General features: G+C 69.2%; 15 protein-coding genes, 1 tRNA gene and 1 pseudogene. 6 read left to right on the forward strand and 11 right to left on the reverse strand.

Annotated features, from left to right (window positions below; translation table 11 throughout):
* The first annotated feature begins 244 nt into the window (after positions 1 to 244).
* Together ACWDAG_RS45380 and ACWDAG_RS45385 are read left to right on the forward strand one after the other, a co-directional pair.
* Positions 245 to 1,462, forward strand: coding sequence for an acetyl-CoA C-acetyltransferase (locus tag ACWDAG_RS45380; RefSeq protein ID WP_450701447.1), 1,218 nt, complete (start codon positions 245 to 247; stop codon positions 1,460 to 1,462).
* A 283-nt stretch (positions 1,463 to 1,745) separates the two neighbouring features.
* Positions 1,746 to 2,522: a hypothetical protein gene (locus ACWDAG_RS45385; protein ID WP_450701448.1), complete on the forward strand. Its 777-nt coding sequence runs from the start codon at positions 1,746 to 1,748 to the stop codon at positions 2,520 to 2,522.
* A 3-nt stretch (positions 2,523 to 2,525) separates the two neighbouring features.
* Here ACWDAG_RS45385 and ACWDAG_RS45390 read toward each other — a convergent pair whose 3' ends face one another.
* A complete protein-coding gene (locus tag ACWDAG_RS45390) occupies positions 2,526 to 2,837 on the reverse strand; it encodes a hypothetical protein (protein ID WP_450701449.1) in 312 nt (103 codons plus the stop codon).
* A gap of 105 nt (positions 2,838 to 2,942) precedes the next feature.
* On the opposite strand from ACWDAG_RS45390, the gene ACWDAG_RS45395 reads away from it, so the two are divergent.
* Entirely contained in the window at positions 2,943 to 3,173 is a 231-nt protein-coding gene (locus ACWDAG_RS45395; protein ID WP_115907750.1) for a DUF4287 domain-containing protein, read from the forward strand.
* A 108-nt stretch (positions 3,174 to 3,281) separates the two neighbouring features.
* Here ACWDAG_RS45395 and ACWDAG_RS45400 read toward each other — a convergent pair whose 3' ends face one another.
* From ACWDAG_RS45400 to ACWDAG_RS45410, 3 genes are all read right to left on the reverse strand, one after another.
* Positions 3,282 to 4,175, reverse strand: a complete 894-nt coding sequence (locus tag ACWDAG_RS45400; RefSeq protein ID WP_450701450.1) for a Bax inhibitor-1/YccA family protein — start codon at positions 4,173 to 4,175, stop codon at positions 3,282 to 3,284.
* 230 nt (positions 4,176 to 4,405) lie between these two features.
* Positions 4,406 to 5,581 carry a 4-hydroxybenzoate 3-monooxygenase gene (locus tag ACWDAG_RS45405; RefSeq protein WP_450701451.1) on the reverse strand — a complete coding sequence of 392 codons (1,176 nt, stop codon included), beginning with the start codon at positions 5,579 to 5,581 and terminating at the stop codon, positions 4,406 to 4,408.
* Between the two features lie 143 nt (positions 5,582 to 5,724).
* Positions 5,725 to 5,811: transfer RNA gene (locus ACWDAG_RS45410), tRNA-Leu, on the reverse strand.
* A gap of 414 nt (positions 5,812 to 6,225) precedes the next feature.
* Between ACWDAG_RS45410 and ACWDAG_RS45415 the strand changes: the two genes are divergently transcribed.
* Positions 6,226 to 6,999 carry an ABC transporter ATP-binding protein gene (locus ACWDAG_RS45415; RefSeq protein WP_450701452.1) on the forward strand — a complete coding sequence of 258 codons (774 nt, stop codon included), beginning with the start codon at positions 6,226 to 6,228 and terminating at the stop codon, positions 6,997 to 6,999.
* Positions 6,999 to 9,527 (forward strand): ABC transporter permease, encoded by a 2,529-nt coding sequence (locus ACWDAG_RS45420; protein WP_450701453.1) that lies wholly within the window; start codon positions 6,999 to 7,001, stop codon positions 9,525 to 9,527. The genes ACWDAG_RS45415 and ACWDAG_RS45420 overlap by 1 nt, the downstream gene beginning before the upstream one ends.
* 60 nt (positions 9,528 to 9,587) lie before the next feature.
* Here ACWDAG_RS45420 and ACWDAG_RS45425 read toward each other — a convergent pair whose 3' ends face one another.
* Both ACWDAG_RS45425 and ACWDAG_RS45430 read right to left on the reverse strand, forming a co-directional pair.
* Positions 9,588 to 10,883, reverse strand: a complete 1,296-nt coding sequence (locus ACWDAG_RS45425) for a class I SAM-dependent methyltransferase (protein ID WP_450701454.1) — start codon at positions 10,881 to 10,883, stop codon at positions 9,588 to 9,590.
* 232 nt (positions 10,884 to 11,115) lie between these two features.
* Positions 11,116 to 12,498, reverse strand: coding sequence for an NAD(P)/FAD-dependent oxidoreductase (locus ACWDAG_RS45430; protein WP_450701455.1), 1,383 nt, complete (start codon positions 12,496 to 12,498; stop codon positions 11,116 to 11,118).
* Between the two features lie 567 nt (positions 12,499 to 13,065).
* Here ACWDAG_RS45430 and ACWDAG_RS45435 point away from each other — a divergent pair.
* Entirely contained in the window at positions 13,066 to 13,335 is a 270-nt protein-coding gene (locus tag ACWDAG_RS45435; protein ID WP_450701456.1) for a DUF3761 domain-containing protein, read from the forward strand.
* Between the two features lie 15 nt (positions 13,336 to 13,350).
* On the opposite strand, the gene ACWDAG_RS45440 is transcribed toward ACWDAG_RS45435, so the two are convergent.
* The 5 genes and pseudogenes from ACWDAG_RS45440 to ACWDAG_RS45460 form a co-directional block, all read right to left on the reverse strand.
* Positions 13,351 to 14,316: a Ppx/GppA phosphatase family protein gene (locus tag ACWDAG_RS45440; RefSeq protein WP_450701471.1), complete on the reverse strand. Its 966-nt coding sequence runs from the start codon at positions 14,314 to 14,316 to the stop codon at positions 13,351 to 13,353.
* Between the two features lie 204 nt (positions 14,317 to 14,520).
* A pseudogene (locus tag ACWDAG_RS45445) lies at positions 14,521 to 14,922 on the reverse strand (DUF501 domain-containing protein); the annotation flags it as partial.
* Between the two features lie 25 nt (positions 14,923 to 14,947).
* Positions 14,948 to 15,424, reverse strand: a complete 477-nt coding sequence (locus ACWDAG_RS45450) for an FtsB family cell division protein (protein ID WP_450701457.1) — start codon at positions 15,422 to 15,424, stop codon at positions 14,948 to 14,950.
* A 147-nt stretch (positions 15,425 to 15,571) separates the two neighbouring features.
* On the reverse strand, positions 15,572 to 16,858 hold the full coding sequence (eno, locus tag ACWDAG_RS45455; protein WP_099929354.1) for a phosphopyruvate hydratase: 1,287 nt from the start codon (positions 16,856 to 16,858) through the stop codon (positions 15,572 to 15,574).
* A gap of 213 nt (positions 16,859 to 17,071) precedes the next feature.
* On the reverse strand, positions 17,072 to 17,755 hold the full coding sequence (locus tag ACWDAG_RS45460) for a transglycosylase family protein (protein ID WP_450701458.1): 684 nt from the start codon (positions 17,753 to 17,755) through the stop codon (positions 17,072 to 17,074).

The raw sequence follows: 17,755 nt of genomic DNA on the forward strand, positions 1-17,755 counted from the left end.
GCGCCTCCTGCCCCCGGGCCACGGAGCCCGACCGCGCCGAGCTCCATGTGTCCGGAGCCCCGAGGTCGAGGGGCTGCCGCCCCCAGGTACGGGACGGGTAGGGGCGGCGGGGGCGAAAAAAGCAAGCGCTTAGAAAATTGCGGTCAGGGTCACACAGCGACACCCGTGACCCAGGCCATACGTACGGGTAACTTCCCAACCAGCCCTGCCCGGAAGAACACCCCCGTACGCCAATGGAGCCGTGATGCCCGAAGCCGTGATCGTCTCGACCGCCCGCTCCCCCATCGGCCGCGCCGTCAAGGGCTCCCTGAAGGACCTGCGCCCCGACGACCTCACCGCCACGATCATCCAGGCCGCCCTCGCCAAGGTCCCCGAGCTGGACCCGCGCGACATCGACGACCTGCACCTCGGCTGCGGCCTCCCCGGCGGCGAGCAGGGCCACAACCTCGGCCGGATCGTCGCCGTACAGATGGGCATGGACCATCTGCCGGGCTGCACCATCACCCGTTACTGTTCCTCGTCGCTCCAGACGAGCCGCATGGCCCTGCACGCCATCAAGGCCGGCGAGGGCGACGTCTTCATCTCGGCCGGCGTCGAGATGGTCTCCCGTTACGCCAACGGCAGCTCCGACATGCCCAGCGGCCGCAACCCCCTCTTCGCCGAGGCCGAGGCCCGCACCGAGGCCGTCGCCCAGTCCGAGGGCTCCACCTGGCACGACCCGCGCGAGGACGGCCTGCTCCCCGACCCCTACATCGCGATGGGGCAGACCGCCGAGAACCTGGCCCGCCTCAAGGGCATCACCCGCCAGGACATGGACGAGTTCGGCGTCCGCTCGCAGAACCTCGCCGAGGAAGCCATCAAGAACGGGTTCTGGGAGCGCGAGATCACCCCGGTGACCCTCCCCGACGGCACGGTCGTCAGCAAGGACGACGGTCCGCGCGCCGGCGTCACCCTGGAGGGCGTCGCGGGCCTCAAGCCCGTCTTCCGCCCGGACGGCCTGGTCACCGCCGGCAACTGCTGCCCCCTCAACGACGGCGCCGCCGCGGTCGTCATCATGTCCGACACCAAGGCCCGCGAGCTGGGCCTCACCCCGCTCGCCCGCATCGTGTCGACCGGCGTCTCCGGCCTCTCCCCGGAGATCATGGGCCTCGGCCCGGTCGAGGCCTCGCAGCGGGCACTGCGCCTGGCCGGCCTCACCATCGACGACATCGACCTGGTCGAGATCAACGAGGCGTTCGCCGCCCAGGTGATCCCCTCCTACCGCGACCTGAACATCCCGCTGGAGAAGCTGAACGTCAACGGCGGTGCCATCGCCGTCGGCCACCCCTTCGGCATGACCGGCGCCCGTATCACCGGCACACTCATCAACTCCCTCCAGTTCCACGACAAGCAGTTCGGCCTGGAGACGATGTGCGTCGGCGGCGGCCAGGGCATGGCGATGGTCATCGAGCGCCTCAGCTGACCCCCTGACCCAACCTCTCGGTAGTCAACTCGGCACCCACCGTGAGCCGATGGCCCGGAGTCCGGGAAACCCCGGCCCTCCGGGCCATTTTGTGATCCAATCTCCCCCAGGATGTGACCTATCTCCCTTAGAAGAGGGATTTACGCAGGTCAGGCGGACGCGCCAGCAAACCCCGGACCCAAAGTCCTGCCCGTTTCGTGACGTTACGCACTGACAGCTGGTTAGTCCGCCCTTCAAGCTGATGTAGGAAGTCGGGGGTCGACTTTGAACCGGGAGTACGTCAGTGAGCGCCATGCCGATCACCTTGCTGGTCATCACGGCCGCGACGGGCGCCGTGGGCGTCGCCGTCCTGCGGACGCTCATGGTGCTGCGCCGTGAGGTCGCCGCACTGCACACCCAGCTCGCCGAGCACCGCAGCGCACGCGGTCTGGTGCCGGCCGCCCGCCCCTCCTCGGAGGCCGACGACATACGCGCCGCGGTGGCCGAGGCGCTCGCCGAGGAGCGCGAGCGCGAACTGGCCGAGGCGCGGGCCTTCTGGGCCGCCCAAGAGGCCCGTGACGCCTCCGACGCGCCCTCACTGCTGGGCCTGGCGGACAGCGAGCTGTTCCTGCCCCGGCAGGCCGATTTCATGGGTCTGGAGCCGGTGAGCGAGCCGTCCGCGGACGCCGACGAGTTCGCGGGTGACTCCCCCGAACTGGCCGCGGCCCGCCGCCGCCACCCCTCCCACCCGGACTTCGTCCCCGTCCAGTCACCGGTCGTGAACGACCACGAGCGCACGGTGGCCGCCCTTGAGGAACTCGCCACCTCCCGCGTGGAACTGGCCGACGTCCGCCCGGGCCCCCTCGGCACCCTCGACGTCTACGTCTTCGCCGACGGCACCACCCTCTGCATGACCCCGGGCCACCGCGAGACGGCGGAACGCCTCGCCGCGGCCCTCCGTGCGGGCGAAACCCCGGTCCTGTTGGGCGGTTCGGGCATCTCGGGCGCGTACACGCTGACGTTCGAGTGCGGCGAGGAGAACGTCTACATCCTGGCGGACAGGGTCATAGCGTCGCTGTAGGGGTCACACCCCGGCGCGTTTCTGCGCCTCCTCCACCAACCGCAGAGCTTCCGCCACCTGGCCCTCGTCACTGAGCACGAGGGCCAAGTCATGTACGGCGACGGTGATTTGGTCGGCGGCGGCGAACATCCCGGCGTCGGGCATCTCCCTGGGCTCCGTGCCGGGTTCCTCCACGGCCTGGGCCCACCGGGCCATCTCCCTCGCCAACTGCAGGGCCTCAGCGGCAGCGCCCCGCTGCAGCCGGCTCTGAGGCGCGGCCCGCAAACGGTCGGCAAAGTGATCAACGGCACGAGTCAAGGGCGTCGTATCAACCACGGAGTGGAGCGTACGCGTCGCATCCCGACTGTTGCCAACAGGCGAACGCTCAGGCACGGTGACCTGAAGGACCGGCTTACATCCCCTTTGCGTCCGGAGGCGCCGATGTCCCAAGTCTTCTCCGAGGAGACCCATCGCAACCTGCTAGCCCGCATCCCCCACTGCACCGGCCGTGAAGTCTCCGACTGGCTTCGCGCCGTCGAGGAAGGCCCGGCTCTCTTCAACTTCGAGGAGAAGGTCAGCTGGCTCCGCCACGAGCACAATCTGGCGTACGGCCACGCCAAGGCGATTGTTCATGAGTACGACCTGAGGAGGGCCGCGCGCAAATTCCTCTAGGCGCGCACTGGACGACGGCAGAGGGCCCCGGGTCACCACGCGGCGGAAGCCGCATACGGTGAACGCCGGGGCCCTCTGCTTACACCAGTCGCCTGCGACCGCCGGAGGCTAGTCGTTGCTGTTGAGGATCGCGATGATCCGCAGGAACTCCATGTAGATCCACACCAGCGTCAGCGTCAGACCGAAGGCCGCCAGCCACGCCTCGTCCTTCGGCGCGCCGTAGGCGATACCGTCCTCGACCTGCTTGAAGTCCAGGGCGAGGAAGCAGGCGCCGAGGATGACGCCGATGACACCGAAGAAGATGCCGAGGCCGCCGCTGCGGAAGCCGAGGCCGTCACCGCCGCCGAAGACGGCGAACAGCAGGTTCACCATCATCAGCAGCACGAAGCCGAGCGCGGCCGCCATCACGAAACCGTAGAAGCGGCGGTTGACGCGGATCCAGCCGGCCTTGTAGGCGATCAGCACCGCGGCGAAGACCGCCATCGTGCCGATCACGGCCTGCATGGCCGCGCCGCTCGCGATGCGGTTGTCGACGATGCTGGAGACGACGCCGAGGAAGACACCCTCGAACGCCGCGTACGACAGGACCAGCGCCGGCGAGGCCGTGCGCTTGAAGGACTGGACGAACGCCAGGACCATGCCGATCAGCGCGGCGCCGATGCCGATGCCGTAGGACCGGCTGATGTTGGCGTCGTCGACCGGCAGCAGCGCCCAGGCGAGCGCGGCCGTCACGATCAGCGTGCCGAGCGTGGACGCCGTGCGCAGCACGACGTCGTCCATCGTCATCCGGCCGGTGGTGGCCGGCGCCTGCGGCGGGGCACCCTGCTGCAGGCCCTGCTGGGCGTAGGGGTTCTGCGCGTACGGGTTGCCGGTCGGCTGGGCGTACGGGTTGCCCTGCGTGGCGACGGCGGGTCCCCCGGCCTGCGGCGCGGCGTTGAAGCCCGCGTAGCCGTTGTCGCGGCTGAACCCCCGTCGCGAGAAGACCGGGTTTCTGCTCCTCATTGCACTCCTCCATGGCCGCCGTGCGCGGCCTTGAGCATCAAGGGTAATGGGTAGGCAAAGGATTGACCCTAGTGCTTGGGGAGGATCTTTCCCTCGTCGTGGTGCGCAACACGCTACGCGGATCCGTGATTCCCCTCACCGCGGGGCCCCATTCATGACCAAGCTGCGACATGGCCGGAACCCACCGGAGATCAGCTGCTTACGCCATCCGTACGTCACCCGTCCGCACGTCAGTGGAGCGGGAACCCCGTGTACCCCTCGGCGAGGTCGGTCTCGGCCGCCCGCGAGGAGGCGAAGCGTTCCAGCCGGGCGAGCTGCAGCCGGTCCTCGAAGGGCGTGGCGTCGGGGGCGCGGTGCAGCAGGGTCGTCATGTCGTACGAGAACCGCTCGGCCTGCCAGACACGGCGCAGACAGGTCTCGGAGTAGGCGTCGAGCAGCTCGGCCGAACCGGTCTCCTTCTGGTGCGTCAGCGCCCGCGCGAACGTCACGACGTCCCCCACGGCCAGGTTCAGCCCCTTCGCCCCGGTCGGCGGCACGATGTGCGCCGCGTCCCCGGCGAGGAAGAGTCGGCCGTGGCGCATGGGCTCATGGACGTACGACCGCATGGGGGTCACCGACTTCTGGGTGATCGGCCCGCGCTCCAGACGCCAGCCGTCCTCGGTCTCGAAGCGGCGCTCCAGCTCGGCCCAGATCTCCTCGTCGCCCCATTCCTCGGCGTCCGTGCCCTCGGGCACCTGGAGGTAGAGGCGGGAGACGGACGGGGAGCGCATGGACAGGAGGGCGAAGCCGCGGTCGTGGCGGGCGTAGACGAGCTCGTCGTGCGAGGGCGGTACGTCGGCGAGGATGCCGAGCCAGCCGAAGGGGTACGTCCGCTCGAAGACGCGGGTGAGCTCGGCGGGGACCGCCTGCCGGGCCACGCCCCAGAAGCCGTCGCAGCCGACGACGTAGTCGCACTCCAGGACGGACTCGTCGCCCTCGTGCCGGAAGCGGACGCGCGGACTGTCGGTGTCCGCGCCTTCGACCGCCAGCGCCTCCGCCTCGAACAGCAGCGGGCCGCCCTCCTTGAGCTGGAGGGCGATGAGGTCCTTGCAGACCTCGGTCTGGGCGTAGACCATCACGGACCGGCCGCCGGTGAGGGCGGGGAAGTCGACCCGGTGGCGCTTCTTCGCGTACCGCAGCTCGATGCCGTCGTGGCGCAGCCCCTCGCGGTCCATGCGCTCGGCGGCGCCGGCCGCGCGCAGTACGTCCACCGTGCCCTGCTCCAGGATCCCGGCGCGCTGGCGCTGCTCGACGTAGGCGCGGTCGCGGCTCTCGAGCACGACCGAGTCGATGCCGGCGTTGTGGAGCAGCCGGGCGAGGAGGAGACCGGCGGGGCCGGCTCCGATGATGCCGACGGTGGTACGCATCCCTACATCCTTTGTTCGTCCAGTGAAATTTAGTTCACCGAATTTCTGACGTGAGTTTCCGTCCGCTCAGGCCCGATGTCAACGGGTTGCGCGGTGAAGTCTTCAATGCAGGGTGCAGCGATCGCCACGCATCGACGACATGGTGGTGCCCGGAGCCGGACTTGAACCGGCACGCCCGCGTAGGGGCAGCGAGGTTTAAGCTCGCCGTGTCTGCATTCCACCATCCGGGCAGGCCATGGGCTCCGCGTCGAGGTTCCGAGCCTATCGGGATACATCCCCCGAACAGCGGAACGGCGGACCGATGTTGTCTTATTTTATTGACGTCTGAGGGTGCATCAGCCCATGGAACGGGCCATCCGCACTTGCCAATAGCCTTGCGTGCGACGGTCGGCGGTGTATGCGGAATGACGGAATTTCACCGCCCGAACGAGGGTGCTCCACCGGTTCTTGACGGGGCCGTTCGCCGGGGCCGCGGGGCGCGCGCGGTCAGGGGTCCCCGTCATCCCCAGGTATGACACGGCGGACCCGGATCCGTCCGAAGTCGCCCCCGGGAACCGGAACAGCGGCTGACTACACGGCACTCTCCGGCCACCACGATGGAACACGTCCCCTTCAAGACGTCGTCCCAAGAGGAGTTCCTGCCCGTGACCACCACACCCGTCGCCGACCGGTCCACCAGCACCGTGGCCGCACGAGCCACGGATCTCTCGAAGATCTACGGACAGGGCGAGACCCAGGTGGTCGCCCTCGACCGGGTCTCCGTCGACTTCCGGCAGGCCGAGTTCACCGCGATCATGGGCCCCTCCGGGTCGGGCAAGTCCACGCTGATGCACTGTGTGGCCGGTCTCGACACCTTCTCCTCCGGCTCCGTGCGCATCGGCGAGACCGAGCTCGGCTCCCTGAAGGACAAGCAGCTCACGAAGTTGCGCCGGGACAAGATCGGCTTCATCTTCCAGGCGTTCAACCTGCTGCCGACGCTGACTGCCCTGGAGAACATCACCCTCCCCATGGACATCGCGGGCCGCAAGGCCGACAAGCAGTGGCTGGAGAGGGTCATCGACATGGTCGGGCTGCGGGACCGTCTCGGTCACCGCCCGGCCCAGCTCTCCGGCGGCCAGCAGCAGCGCGTCGCCGTGGCACGGGCGCTCGCCTCCCGGCCCGACATCATCTTCGGCGACGAGCCGACCGGAAACCTCGACTCCCGCTCCGGCGCCGAGGTACTGGGCTTCCTGCGCAACTCCGTACGGGAGTTGGGACAGACGGTGGTCATGGTGACCCACGACCCGGTGGCGGCGGCGTACGCGGACCGGGTGGTCTTCCTCGCGGACGGCAGGATCGTCGACCACATGCTCCAGCCGACGGCGGAGAACGTGCTCGACTTCATGAAGCAGTTCGACGCGAAGGGCCGCACCAGCTGATGTTCCGCACAGCACTGCGCAATGTCTTCGCGCACAAGGCCAGGCTGCTGATGACCGTGCTCGCCGTGATGCTCGGCGTCGCGTTCGTGTCCGGCACGCTGGTCTTCACCAACACCATCTCCGACGCCTACCAGAACAGTTCGGCCAAGGGCTTCGACCAGGTCGACGTGGCCGTGTCCGCCAAGCCCCAGGAGGACAAGGGCAACACGATCAGCAAGACGCCCGAGCTGACCCAGGCCATGCTCGACAGGAGCGCGAAGGTACCGGGGGCGGCGTCCGCGATCGGTGTCGTCAACGGCTTCACCGCCATCGCCGACAAGGACGGCAAGCTCATCGGCGGCGGCTTCCAGTCGCAGGGCGGGAACTACTGGGGCGCCAAGGACGCCCGGTACCCGCTGAAGTCCGGCAGCGCGCCGCACGGCAAGGACCAGGTCGCCATCGACTCCGAGACGGCGAAGCGCGCGGGGTACAAGGTCGGCGACAAGATCCGCCTCTCCGTGAACGGGCCGGTCCTCACCCCCACCGTCTCCGGCATCTTCACCACCGACGACGGCAATGTCGCCGCGGGCGGCAGCCTCGCCCTCTACGACACGGCCACCGCACAGAAGCTGTTCGGCAAGCCGGGCACGTACGACGAGATCGATGTGAAGGCAGCTCCGGGCACCTCCCAGGCCGCGCTGAAGACCGGCCTGGACAACGCTCTCGGGACGAAGCTCGTCGAGACCACCACCGGCAAGAAGCTCGCCGCCGACCAGGCCGAGCAGATCTCCGCGTCGATGAGCGGGCTGAAGCAGGGCCTGCTGGTGTTCGCGGGTATCGCGCTGTTCGTCGGCACGTTCATCATCGCCAACACCTTCACCATGCTGGTCGCCCAGCGCACCAAGGAACTGGCCCTGCTGCGCGCCGTCGGCGCCTCCCGCCGCCAGGTCACCCGGTCCGTGCTGATCGAGGCCTTCGTGGTCGGCGTGGTCGCCGGCGTCACCGGGCTGGTCGCGGGCATCGGCATCGGCGCGGGACTGCGCTCCCTGATGAACACGCTGGGCGCCACGGTCCCGGACGGGCCGCTGGTCATCTCGCCCGGCACCGTTGTCAGCGCCCTCGCGGTCGGCGTCGTCATCACCATGCTGGCCGCCTGGCTGCCCGGCCGCCGGGCCGCGAAGATCCCGCCGGTCGCCGCGATGAGCAGCGTCCACGCGCAGGCGACGACCAAGTCGCTGGTGCTGCGCAACACGCTGGGCGCCCTGTTCAGCGCCGCGGGCGTCGCGACCGTCCTGGCGGCCACGACGATGGACGGCTCGGACGGCCAGGGCCCGATGGGACTCGGCGCGGTCCTGCTCATCATCGGCGTCTTCATCCTCACGCCGTTGCTGTCCCGCCCGCTGATCGCGGCCGCGGCACCGGTCCTGCGCATCTTCGGCGTCTCGGGCAAGCTGGCCCGCCAGAACTCGGTGCGCAACCCGCGCCGTACGGCCGCCACCGCCTCGGCGCTGATGATCGGGCTCACCCTGATCACCGGCATGACGGTGATGGCGGGCAGCCTGCAGAAGTCGATCGACAAGATGGCGTCGTCCGCCATCAAGGCCGACTACGTCGTCTCCATGGCGAACGGCAACGAGCTCTCCCCGGACGTCGACAACAAGCTGAACACCACCGACGGGGTGAGCGCCACCAGCCCCCTGCGCAACGTCTATTCGCGCATCGACGGCACGGGCGAGTCCCTGACCGGCGTGAACGGCTCGGCGATCGCCGAGCTGACGGACCTGAAGGTCGCGGGCGGCACCTTCAAGGTGGGCGGCACTCAGGTCGCCGTCGACGAGGACACCGCCAAGTCCCATGGCTGGAAGGCGGGTTCGTCCTTCATCGCGCACTACGAGGACGGCAAGTCCTCCCGCCTCACGGTCTCCGGCGTCTACGAGGGCAACGACCTGATCCGGGGCATCCTGCTCGACAAGAACGTCGTCACCCCGCACATGACCGACCCCGGCGACATGCGGGTCCTGGTCAAGACCGCGGACGGCGCCTCCGACGCGACCAAGGACAAGCTGGAGAAGGCCCTCGGCACCAACCCGGCCATCAAGGTCCAGAGCAAGCAGGACCTGTCCGACGACATCGCGAAGATGTTCACCCTGATGCTGAACATGCTCTACGGCCTGCTCGCCATGGCGGTGATCGTCGCGGTCCTCGGGGTCATCAACACCCTGGCGATGTCGGTCTTCGAACGCTCCCAGGAGATCGGCATGCTCCGCGCGATCGGCCTGGACCGCAAGGGGATCAAGCGCATGGTCCGCCTGGAGTCCCTCGTCATCTCGCTCTTCGGCGGGGTGCTCGGCATCGGCCTGGGCGTGTTCTTCGGCTGGGCGGCCGGCGAACTCCTCGGCACGAAGATGGCGACGTACGAACTGGTCCTGCCCTGGACGCGGATGGCCGTCTTCCTCCTGCTCGCGGCGACGGTCGGCGTCCTGGCGGCCCTGTGGCCGGCCCGCCGGGCGGCACGGCTGAACATGCTGACGGCGATCAAGTCGGAGTAGCGGTACGACAGCCGGGGCCCCGTTCGCTCACCGAACGGGGCCCCTTCGTACGTACGGGGATCAGGTCCCCCAGGTACGGGCACGCAGCGGCATCCCGGACTCCCCGCCCTCGGGTGTCCGCACCGCCAGCACCTGGTTGACGCCGATGCGGTTGCGCTCGAAGGCGAGGGCGCAGGCGGCCATGTACAGCCGCCAGACGCGGGCGCGGCCGGGTCCGGCCAGCCGCATCGCGCGGGGCCAGTCGGTCTCCAGGTTGGCCACCCAGCGGCGCAGGGTGAGCCCGTAGTGCTCGCGGATCGCCTCCACGTCACGCACCTCGAACCCGGCGCGCTCCAACTGCCCGACGGTGCTGCCGAGGGGGGCGAGTTCACCGTCGGGGAAGACGTAGGCGTCGATGAACGCGTCGACGTTGTACGACGACTCGTCGCGCTGCGGCCGCCGCGCGATCTGGTGGTTGAGCAGCCGCCCGCCGGGCTTCAGGAGGCGGTACAGGTCCTCGGCGTACTCCAAGTACCGTTCCTTGCCGACGTGTTCGGCCATGCCGACGGAGGCGATGGCGTCGTAGGGCCCGTCGGGGACGTCCCGGTAGTCCTGCACGCGGATCTCGACCCGGTCGGTCAGCCCTTCGCCCGCGACGCGCTTACGGGCGTACGCGGCCTGCTCCTGCGACAGCGTGATGCCGACGACGCTCACGCCGTGCTCGTGGGCGGCGTGGATGGCCAGGGAGCCCCAGCCGCAGCCGACGTCGAGCAGCCGCTGACCGGCCGTCAGGTCGAGTTTGCGGCAGATGAGTTCGAGCTTGTCGCGCTGGGCGTCCTCAAGGGTGGCGTCGGGCGTGGGCCAGTAGGCGCACGAGTAGACCATCGACGGGCCGAGGACGATCTCGTAGAAGTCGTTGCCGACGTCGTAGTGGTGGCTGATGGCGCGCCGGTCGCTGCGTTTGGTGTGCAGATGGGTGCGGGCTCTGCGGACCTCCTCGCGGGGCGGGGCGGGCGGCAGCGGAAGCCCGGCGACCTTCACGAGGCCGCGGGCGGCGGCGCGCACCTCGGGGTCGCGCACCATCTGCAGCAGGCTCCTGGTGTCCTCCCCGCGCTCCCACACGAGCTCCGACATCAGATCGAGGGCGGTGTAGAGATCCCCTTCGATGTCCAGGTCCCCGGCGACCCAGGCACGGGCGAGCCCCAGCTCCCCCGGCTTGAAGAGCAGCCGCCGTACCGCCCGCCGATTCCGCACGACCAGCGCCGGTGCGCCCGGCGGCCCTGCCTGCGAACCGTCCCAGGCGCGGATGCGCACCGGGAGCGGGACCCCCAGCAACTGCTCGACGAGGCTCTTCAGCCGCAGTGCGGCGTCGGCCATGGCGCACACCTCCGTGACAGCACTCCCGGAATGTCCAACACCACGTATAAACAAAATGGGGGTGCTGCGCAGTCCCCCGTTGGCGTTACGAGTTCAGCCCGTCCCGGCGTTTGAGGACGAGGCCGTTCAGGCCGAAGCGGGGGTCTGGGGGCGGCAGCCCCAGGAACGCCGAAGAACCCCCTGCACCACGGATGGCAGGGGGCCCTTCGGATGGTTCAGCGACCGGAACCGGTCAGGAGGCCTTGGCCTCGGTCTTCTCCTTGGGCGCGGCAGCGACGGGGGCCGGCTTCGCAGCCTCGTAGAACTCCTCCCGAGGATGCTCCATCGCACCGAGGGAGACGACCTCGCGCTTGAGGAACATGCCGAGCGTCCAGTCGGCGAAGACGCGGACCTTGCGGTTCCAGGTCGGCATGGCCAGACCGTGGTAGCCGCGGTGCATGTACCAGGCGAGACGGCCCTTGAGCTTGATCTTCATCTTGCCCATGACGATCATCGCGACGCCCTTGTGCAGGCCGAGACCCGCGACGGCGCCCTTGTTGCCGTGGCTGTAGTCCTTCTGCGGGAAGCCCCGCATGCCGGAGATCACGTTGTCGCCGAGGACCTTGGCCTGACGCAGCGCGTGCTGGGCGTTCGGCGGGCACCAGGCGTTCTCGTTGCCCGCCTTGCGGCCGACGAGGTCCGGGACCTGGGCGTTGTCGCCGGCGGCCCAGATGTAGTCGGTGCCCTGGACCTGCAGGGTCGGGGCGCAGTCGACGTGACCGCGGGGGCCGAGCGGCAGGCCGTAGCGGGACAGGACCGGGTTCGGCTTGACGCCGGCGGTCCACACGATGGTGTTGGAGTCGACCTCGAGGCCGTTCTTCAGCACGACGTGGCCGTCGACGCAGGAGTCCATCGAGGTGGAGAGGTAGATCTCCACGCCGCGGCTCTCCAGGTGCTCCTTGCCGTAGGCGCCCAGCTTGGGGCCGACCTCGGGGAGGATCTTGTCGGCGGCGTCGACGAGGATGAAGCGCATGTCCTCGCGGGACACGTTCTTGTAGTACTTGGCCGCGTCGCGGGCCAGGTCCTCGACCTCACCGATGGTCTCCGCACCGGCGAAGCCACCGCCGACGAAGACGAAGGTGAGCGCCTTGCGGCGGATCTCCTCGTCGGTCGTGGAGTCGGCCTTGTCGAGCTGCTCGAGGACGTGGTTGCGCAGGCCGATGGCCTCCTCGATGCCCTTCATGCCGATGCCCTGCTCGGCGAGGCCGGGGATCGGGAAGGTGCGGGAGACCGCGCCGAGCGCGATCACCAGGTAGTCGAAGGGCAGCTCGTACGCCTCGCCGACCAGCGGCGCGACGGTGGCGACCTTGCGGTCCTGGTCGATGCTGGTGACCCGGCCGGTGAGAACCTCCGCCTTCGGCAGCACGCGTCGCAGCGGGACGACGACGTGGCGCGGGGAGATGTTGCCGGCGGCGGCTTCGGGAAGGAAGGGCTGGTAGGTCATGTACGACCGGGGGTCGACGACCGTGACGGTCGCCTCGCCGTAGCGCATCTTCTTCTGGATACGCCGAGCTGCGTACAGGCCTACGTACCCACCGCCTACTACGAGGATCCTGGGACGCTCCGTGGTGCTCATGCCATCGAGTATCCACCTGCCCCAGGGGGGTCGCTCGTGCGCCCCTTCACAAGCTCTTGCAGGGGGTGTGTTATCCTCCGCGACCCGCTGCCGCGGACCATCCCGCGGCGGGGACTCCACGGGGCGGTACGTCCCGTTGTCAATGCCGCGTGAGCTGCCTCTCCGCGCCATCGGAGGTGCCGTGAGCCCTTCGCAACACCCCTCCGTGAGCGGCCTCCAGGGAAGCTTCCCACACCCCTTCTGAACACGTTCAAGGGCCTGTTGGGCCCCCGGAAGGCCCAACGGGGCCCTTTTCGTGCTTCCACAGGGCGGAATTCCTTGTGAAGAACTTCACGAACTTTCCTGGCGGCGTGTCGCCAGGAGGCCCCGAAAGGCCCCCTGGGCACGCTCATACGCTATCCGACCTGCTCGTCCGAGAGCTACCGCTCGGTAACAATCGAGACCTACGCCACGGCTCGGCGGGTGGGGACGAAAAGCCGTCTCCATGACTTCTCCAACAAAGACCACAAGTCGTTCACACCGCTATAAGCTCCCGCTGCCAACGCACCACAAGGGGGAGGAACTCCTATGCGCGCACGTCTTGCTGCCTCGGCGATCACCGTCGCCCTGGCCGGCGTCCTCATCAGCGCACCGACCGCTTCCGCGGCCACTCTGCCGGCCACCAACACGGCCCACCACTGCGTCAGCCACACCACCGGCGTGTGCGGCTGGACGCACCACCAGCGGCCTCACGACAAGTACGAGACGGCTAAGTGCAAGGACGCCACCCTCTCCTACTCGCGGCACTCGCAGGGCACCTGTTCCCACCACCACGGCGTCCGGTACTGGTTCAAGTAGGCCGCCGCCGGATCGTCAGACGCCTTCCGCCACCTTGAAGGCGATCCCGTCGAGGATGTCGTGCTCACTGACCACGACCTCCTCGGCGCCGATCCGCTCCATGATCGACAGCAGTACGAGAGACCCCGCGGCGATCACGTCGACGCGCCCCGGGTGCATGGAGGGGACGGCCGCTCGCTCGGCGTGGGTGGAGTGCAGCAGCCAGTCGGTGACCTCGCGGACCTTGTCGCGGGAGATGCGGGAGTGGTGGATGCGCTCCGAGTCGTACTCGGGCAGTTCCTGAGCGATCGCCGACACCGTCGTGACCGACCCCGCGAGCCCGACCAGCGTGCGCGCCTCGCGCAGCGGAACCGTCTCCTCGGCGAGGTCGAGGGCCCGCTCGATGTCGGCCCGCATGGCCGCGATCTGCTCCCCGGTGGGCGGGTCGGTGACCGCGCCGTCCCGGACGAGGTGCCGCTCGGTCATCCGCACGCATCCCACGTCCACCGAGCGCGCCGCGCGCACCTGGTCGTCGCCGACGACGAACTCTGTGGAGCCTCCGCCGATGTCGACCACGAGGTAGGGGCGGTCGAGGTCGTCCCGCCCCTTCAGTTCCTTGGTCGCCCCGGTGAAGGAGAACTCGGCCTCCTGCTCGCCGGAGATGACCTCGGGCTCGACGCCCAGGATGTCCACGACGCCGCGTACGAAGTCGTCGCGGTTCGAGGCGTCCCGGGAGGCCGACGTGGCCACGAATCGCACCTTGTCGGCGCCCAGTTCGCGGATCACCTCCGCGTAGTCGCGGCACGCCGCGAACGTCCGCTCCAACGCCTCGGGGGCCAGCCGGCCGGTCCGGTCCACGTCCTGACCGAGCCGCACGATCGTCATGCGCCGGTCGAGCTCCAGCAGTTCACCGGTTGCGGGGTTCACGTCCGCGACGAGCAGGCGGATCGAGTTCGTACCGCAGTCGACGGCGGCGACCCGGCTGAAGCCCTCGGGGACCATCGGCCTGGATGCGAAGAAGCCGCTGCGGACCTCGGTGGGGTCGGTGACCTCGCCCTCCTCGCCGGGATGCTCGTCCGCCGGGTCGGGGGCCACCAGCGGCTGCACGCACGGCCCCTTCAGCCACCACTCCGGCAGCATCGCGATCGCCTCGTCGCCCAGCGGGTTGACGCCCGGGCCCGCGGCCAGGGAGTGGCCCACCAGCACGTGCAGGCACTTCACACGGTCGGGCATGCCGCCCGCGCTCGGGAAGCCCTCCAGGACCTCGATGGCGTCGCGGCGCGCGATGTAGTCCTCGTGCGCGGCGCGGTACGCGGCGGCCAGCTCCGGGTCGGTCGCCAGCCGCTCCGTCATCTCCTTCATGACGCCGTTCGCCTCCAGCGTGCCGATCGCCGAGGCGGCACGCGGGCACGTCAGGTAGTACGTCGTCGGGAAGGGCGTGCCGTCCGGCAGACGGGGGGCCGTCTCCACGACGTCCGGCTGGCCGCAGGGGCAGCGGTGCGCGATGGCCCGCAGCCCGCGCGGCGGCCGCCCGAGCTGCTGCTTGAAGGCCTCGACGTCGGCGTCGGTGGGCTCGGTGCGCGGGGTGGGCGGCGGGGGCGTATCCATGCCTGTACGAAATTCCTCTGTCGGTTCACTGGGCGGAGGCGTCGGACTTGTCGACCCCGTCCCAGACGTTCGTGTACCAGGGGCGGTGGCCCGCACCCTGCTCGAAGCGCGACTGCTTGACCGTGCTCGGGTCGATCACGACGTAGCTCGTCTCCCCGGGCAGCACATAGTGCAGCCGCAGCCGGATCTGCTGCTCGGCGTACTCGTCGTCCTGCCAGCGGGCCTTCAGGTCGCGCAGCTGCTCGACCCGCGCCCTGGCCTGCTCCCTCTGCCGCTGGAGATCGGCGATCTGGGAGCGCTGGGAGACGTACTGCCTTATGGGGTACGCGAGGGCCACCACCATCGAGCACAGCACCAGGGCGAGCAGCGCCGCCCGGCCGGTCAGCCTCGACCGGCGGGCCTGCCGCTTGGTCTGGGAGCGGTAGACCCGGGCCGCTGTCTGTTCGCCGAGCAGCCTGATCCTGGTCGCGGTGGAGAACCGGTCCCGGTCCTTCACGGCCATGTCGCCGCCTCCCGTCACACGTGCGTACGTCCCCGCACACGGTACGGGACCGGTACGGGGACGTACGTACGACTGGCTAAGGCTTAGCCCAGGAAGGCTCAGCCCTTGCTGTGCCCGATTGTCCGCGGAGCGGACGTGCGGGAAGGCTCAGCCCTTGAAGCGCGGGAACGCGCTGCGGCCCGCGTACTCCGCGGCGTCGTCGAGGATCTCCTCGATGCGCAGCAGCTGGTTGTACTTGGCGACGCGGTCCGAGCGGGCCGGGGCGCCGGTCTTGATCTGGCCGCAGTTCACCGCGACGGCAAGGTCGGCGATGGTGACGTCCTCGGTCTCACCGGAGCGGTGGGACATCATGCACTTGAAGCCGTTGCGCTGGGCCATCTCGACGGCGTCCAGGGTCTCGGTCAGCGAGCCGATCTGGTTCACCTTGACGAGCAGGGCGTTGGCGGTGCCCTCCTCGATGCCGCGGGCCAGGCGCTCCGGGTTGGTGACGAACAGGTCGTCGCCGACGATCTGGACCTTGTCGCCCAGCTTGTCGGTGATGACCTTCCAGCCGGCCCAGTCGTCCTCGAACAGCGGGTCCTCGATGGAGACGAGCGGGTAGGCCGCCACGAGCTCCTCGTAGTACTCGGTCATCTCGGCGGCCGAGCGGGACTTGCCCTCGAACTCGTACTTGCCGTCCTTGTAGAACTCGGACGCGGCGACGTCGAGCGCGAGCGCGATCTGCTCGCCGGGGACGTAACCGGCCTGCTTGATGGCCTCGATGATGAGGTCGAGCGCGGCGCGGTTGGACTCAAGGTTCGGGGCGAAGCCGCCCTCGTCGCCGAGGCCGGTGGACAGGCCCTTGGTCTTCAGCACCTTCTTGAGGGTGTGGTAGACCTCGGCGCCCCAGCGCAGGGCCTCGGAGAAGGACTCCGCGCCGATCGGGGCGATCATGAACTCCTGGATGTCCACGTTGGAGTCGGCGTGCGAGCCGCCGTTCAGGATGTTCATCATCGGCACCGGCAGCAGGTGCGCGTTCGGGCCGCCCAGGTAGCGGAAGAGCGGGAGGTCGCTGGCCTCGGAGGCGGCGTGGGCGACGGCGAGGGAGACGCCGAGGATGGCGTTGGCGCCCAGGGAGCCCTTGTTGTCGGTGGCGTCCAGGTCGAACATGGCCTGGTCGATCAGGCGCTGCTCGGTGGCGTCGTAGCCGACGAGCTCCGGGCCGATCTGCTCGATGACGGCGAGGACGGCCTTCTCGACACCCTTGCCCTGGTAGCGGTTGGGGTCACCGTCGCGGAGCTCGATGGCCTCGAAGGCGCCCGTGGAGGCGCCGGACGGGACGGCGGCACGACCCGTGCTGCCGTCGTCGAGGCCGACCTCGACCTCGACCGTGGGGTTGCCTCGGGAGTCCAGGATTTCCCGGGCTACGACGACGTCGATGGACGGCACGAGCATCTCCTTCTTGGATGTGACACGGCTACGGCAGTAGCGCGGTGGCTCTGCGAGACGAGCCTAACCGCCTGAGGCCGATCGGCCACGCTGCCGACCACCCCTTGGGCAGAACCGAGAGTAAATTGTTTCCGAACGGAACAAAGAGCGGGAGCAAAAAGAACCCCGCCCCGGTGCGTACGGGGGAACACGCACCGGAGCGGGGAGACCGCGAGGCTGTCACTTGAGGTGCAGCTGCTGGCCCGGGTAGATCAGGTTGGCGTCGGAGACGATGTCCTTGTTCAGCTTGAACAGCTTCTGCCAGCCGCCCTTGACGCCGTGCTTCTCGGCGATCGAGCTGAGGGTGTCGCCCTTGACGACCTTGTACTCGCCGTCGCCCTTCTTGACCTTCTTGCCGGTCGGGGTGGTGACGGTCTTCGTCGACTTCTTGACCGTCGGGCGCTCGGCGGAGCGGGAGGCGCTCTGCCCGGAGGAGTGGCTGCTGGAGGACGAGCTGCTGGAGCTGCCCGACGCGCTGCCGCCGTTGTAGGCGGCACCGGAAAGGCCCGTGCCGCAGACCGGCCAGGCGCCCTTGCCCTGCGCGGCGAGGACCTTCTCGGCGACGGCTATCTGCTGCGACTTGCTGGCCTGGTTGGCCTGCGCGGCGTACTGCGTGCCGCCGTACGCGGCCCAGGTGGAGGCGGAGAACTGCAGGCCGCCGTAGTAGCCGTTCCCGGTGTTGATGGACCAGTTGCCGCCGGACTCGCACTGGGCGACCTTGTCCCACTCGGAGGCGGTGGCGGCGGAGGCGTTGCCGGCCGCCATCAGCGGAGCGGCGATGGCGACGCCGGTGACGCCGGCCAGCGCGGCGGCGCGGGTGGCCTTGGACGGACGGCGGTGCTTGCCCTTGCCGGAAAACAGCAT

This window comes from Streptomyces sp. NPDC001157 (assembly GCF_053598255.1).

Excerpts from the sequence above, each read along its gene's own strand:
- ACWDAG_RS45420 (WP_450701453.1), top strand. The coding sequence starts at position 6,999 with ATGTTCCGCACAGCACTGCGCAATGTCTTCGCGCACAAGGCCAGGCTG.
- ACWDAG_RS45405 (WP_450701451.1), bottom strand. The coding sequence starts at position 5,581 with ATGCGTACCACCGTCGGCATCATCGGAGCCGGCCCCGCCGGTCTCCTC.
- eno (WP_099929354.1), bottom strand. The coding sequence starts at position 16,858 with ATGCTCGTGCCGTCCATCGACGTCGTCGTAGCCCGGGAAATCCTGGAC.
- ACWDAG_RS45400 (WP_450701450.1), bottom strand. The coding sequence starts at position 4,175 with ATGAGGAGCAGAAACCCGGTCTTCTCGCGACGGGGGTTCAGCCGCGAC.
- ACWDAG_RS45425 (WP_450701454.1), bottom strand. The coding sequence starts at position 10,883 with ATGGCCGACGCCGCACTGCGGCTGAAGAGCCTCGTCGAGCAGTTGCTG.
- ACWDAG_RS45395 (WP_115907750.1), top strand. The coding sequence starts at position 2,943 with ATGTCCCAAGTCTTCTCCGAGGAGACCCATCGCAACCTGCTAGCCCGC.
- ACWDAG_RS45380 (WP_450701447.1), top strand. The coding sequence starts at position 245 with ATGCCCGAAGCCGTGATCGTCTCGACCGCCCGCTCCCCCATCGGCCGC.
- ACWDAG_RS45435 (WP_450701456.1), top strand. The coding sequence starts at position 13,066 with ATGCGCGCACGTCTTGCTGCCTCGGCGATCACCGTCGCCCTGGCCGGC.
- ACWDAG_RS45440 (WP_450701471.1), bottom strand. The coding sequence starts at position 14,316 with ATGGTCCCCGAGGGCTTCAGCCGGGTCGCCGCCGTCGACTGCGGTACG.
- ACWDAG_RS45450 (WP_450701457.1), bottom strand. The coding sequence starts at position 15,424 with ATGGCCGTGAAGGACCGGGACCGGTTCTCCACCGCGACCAGGATCAGG.
- ACWDAG_RS45430 (WP_450701455.1), bottom strand. The coding sequence starts at position 12,498 with ATGAGCACCACGGAGCGTCCCAGGATCCTCGTAGTAGGCGGTGGGTAC.
- ACWDAG_RS45460 (WP_450701458.1), bottom strand. The coding sequence starts at position 17,755 with ATGCTGTTTTCCGGCAAGGGCAAGCACCGCCGTCCGTCCAAGGCCACC.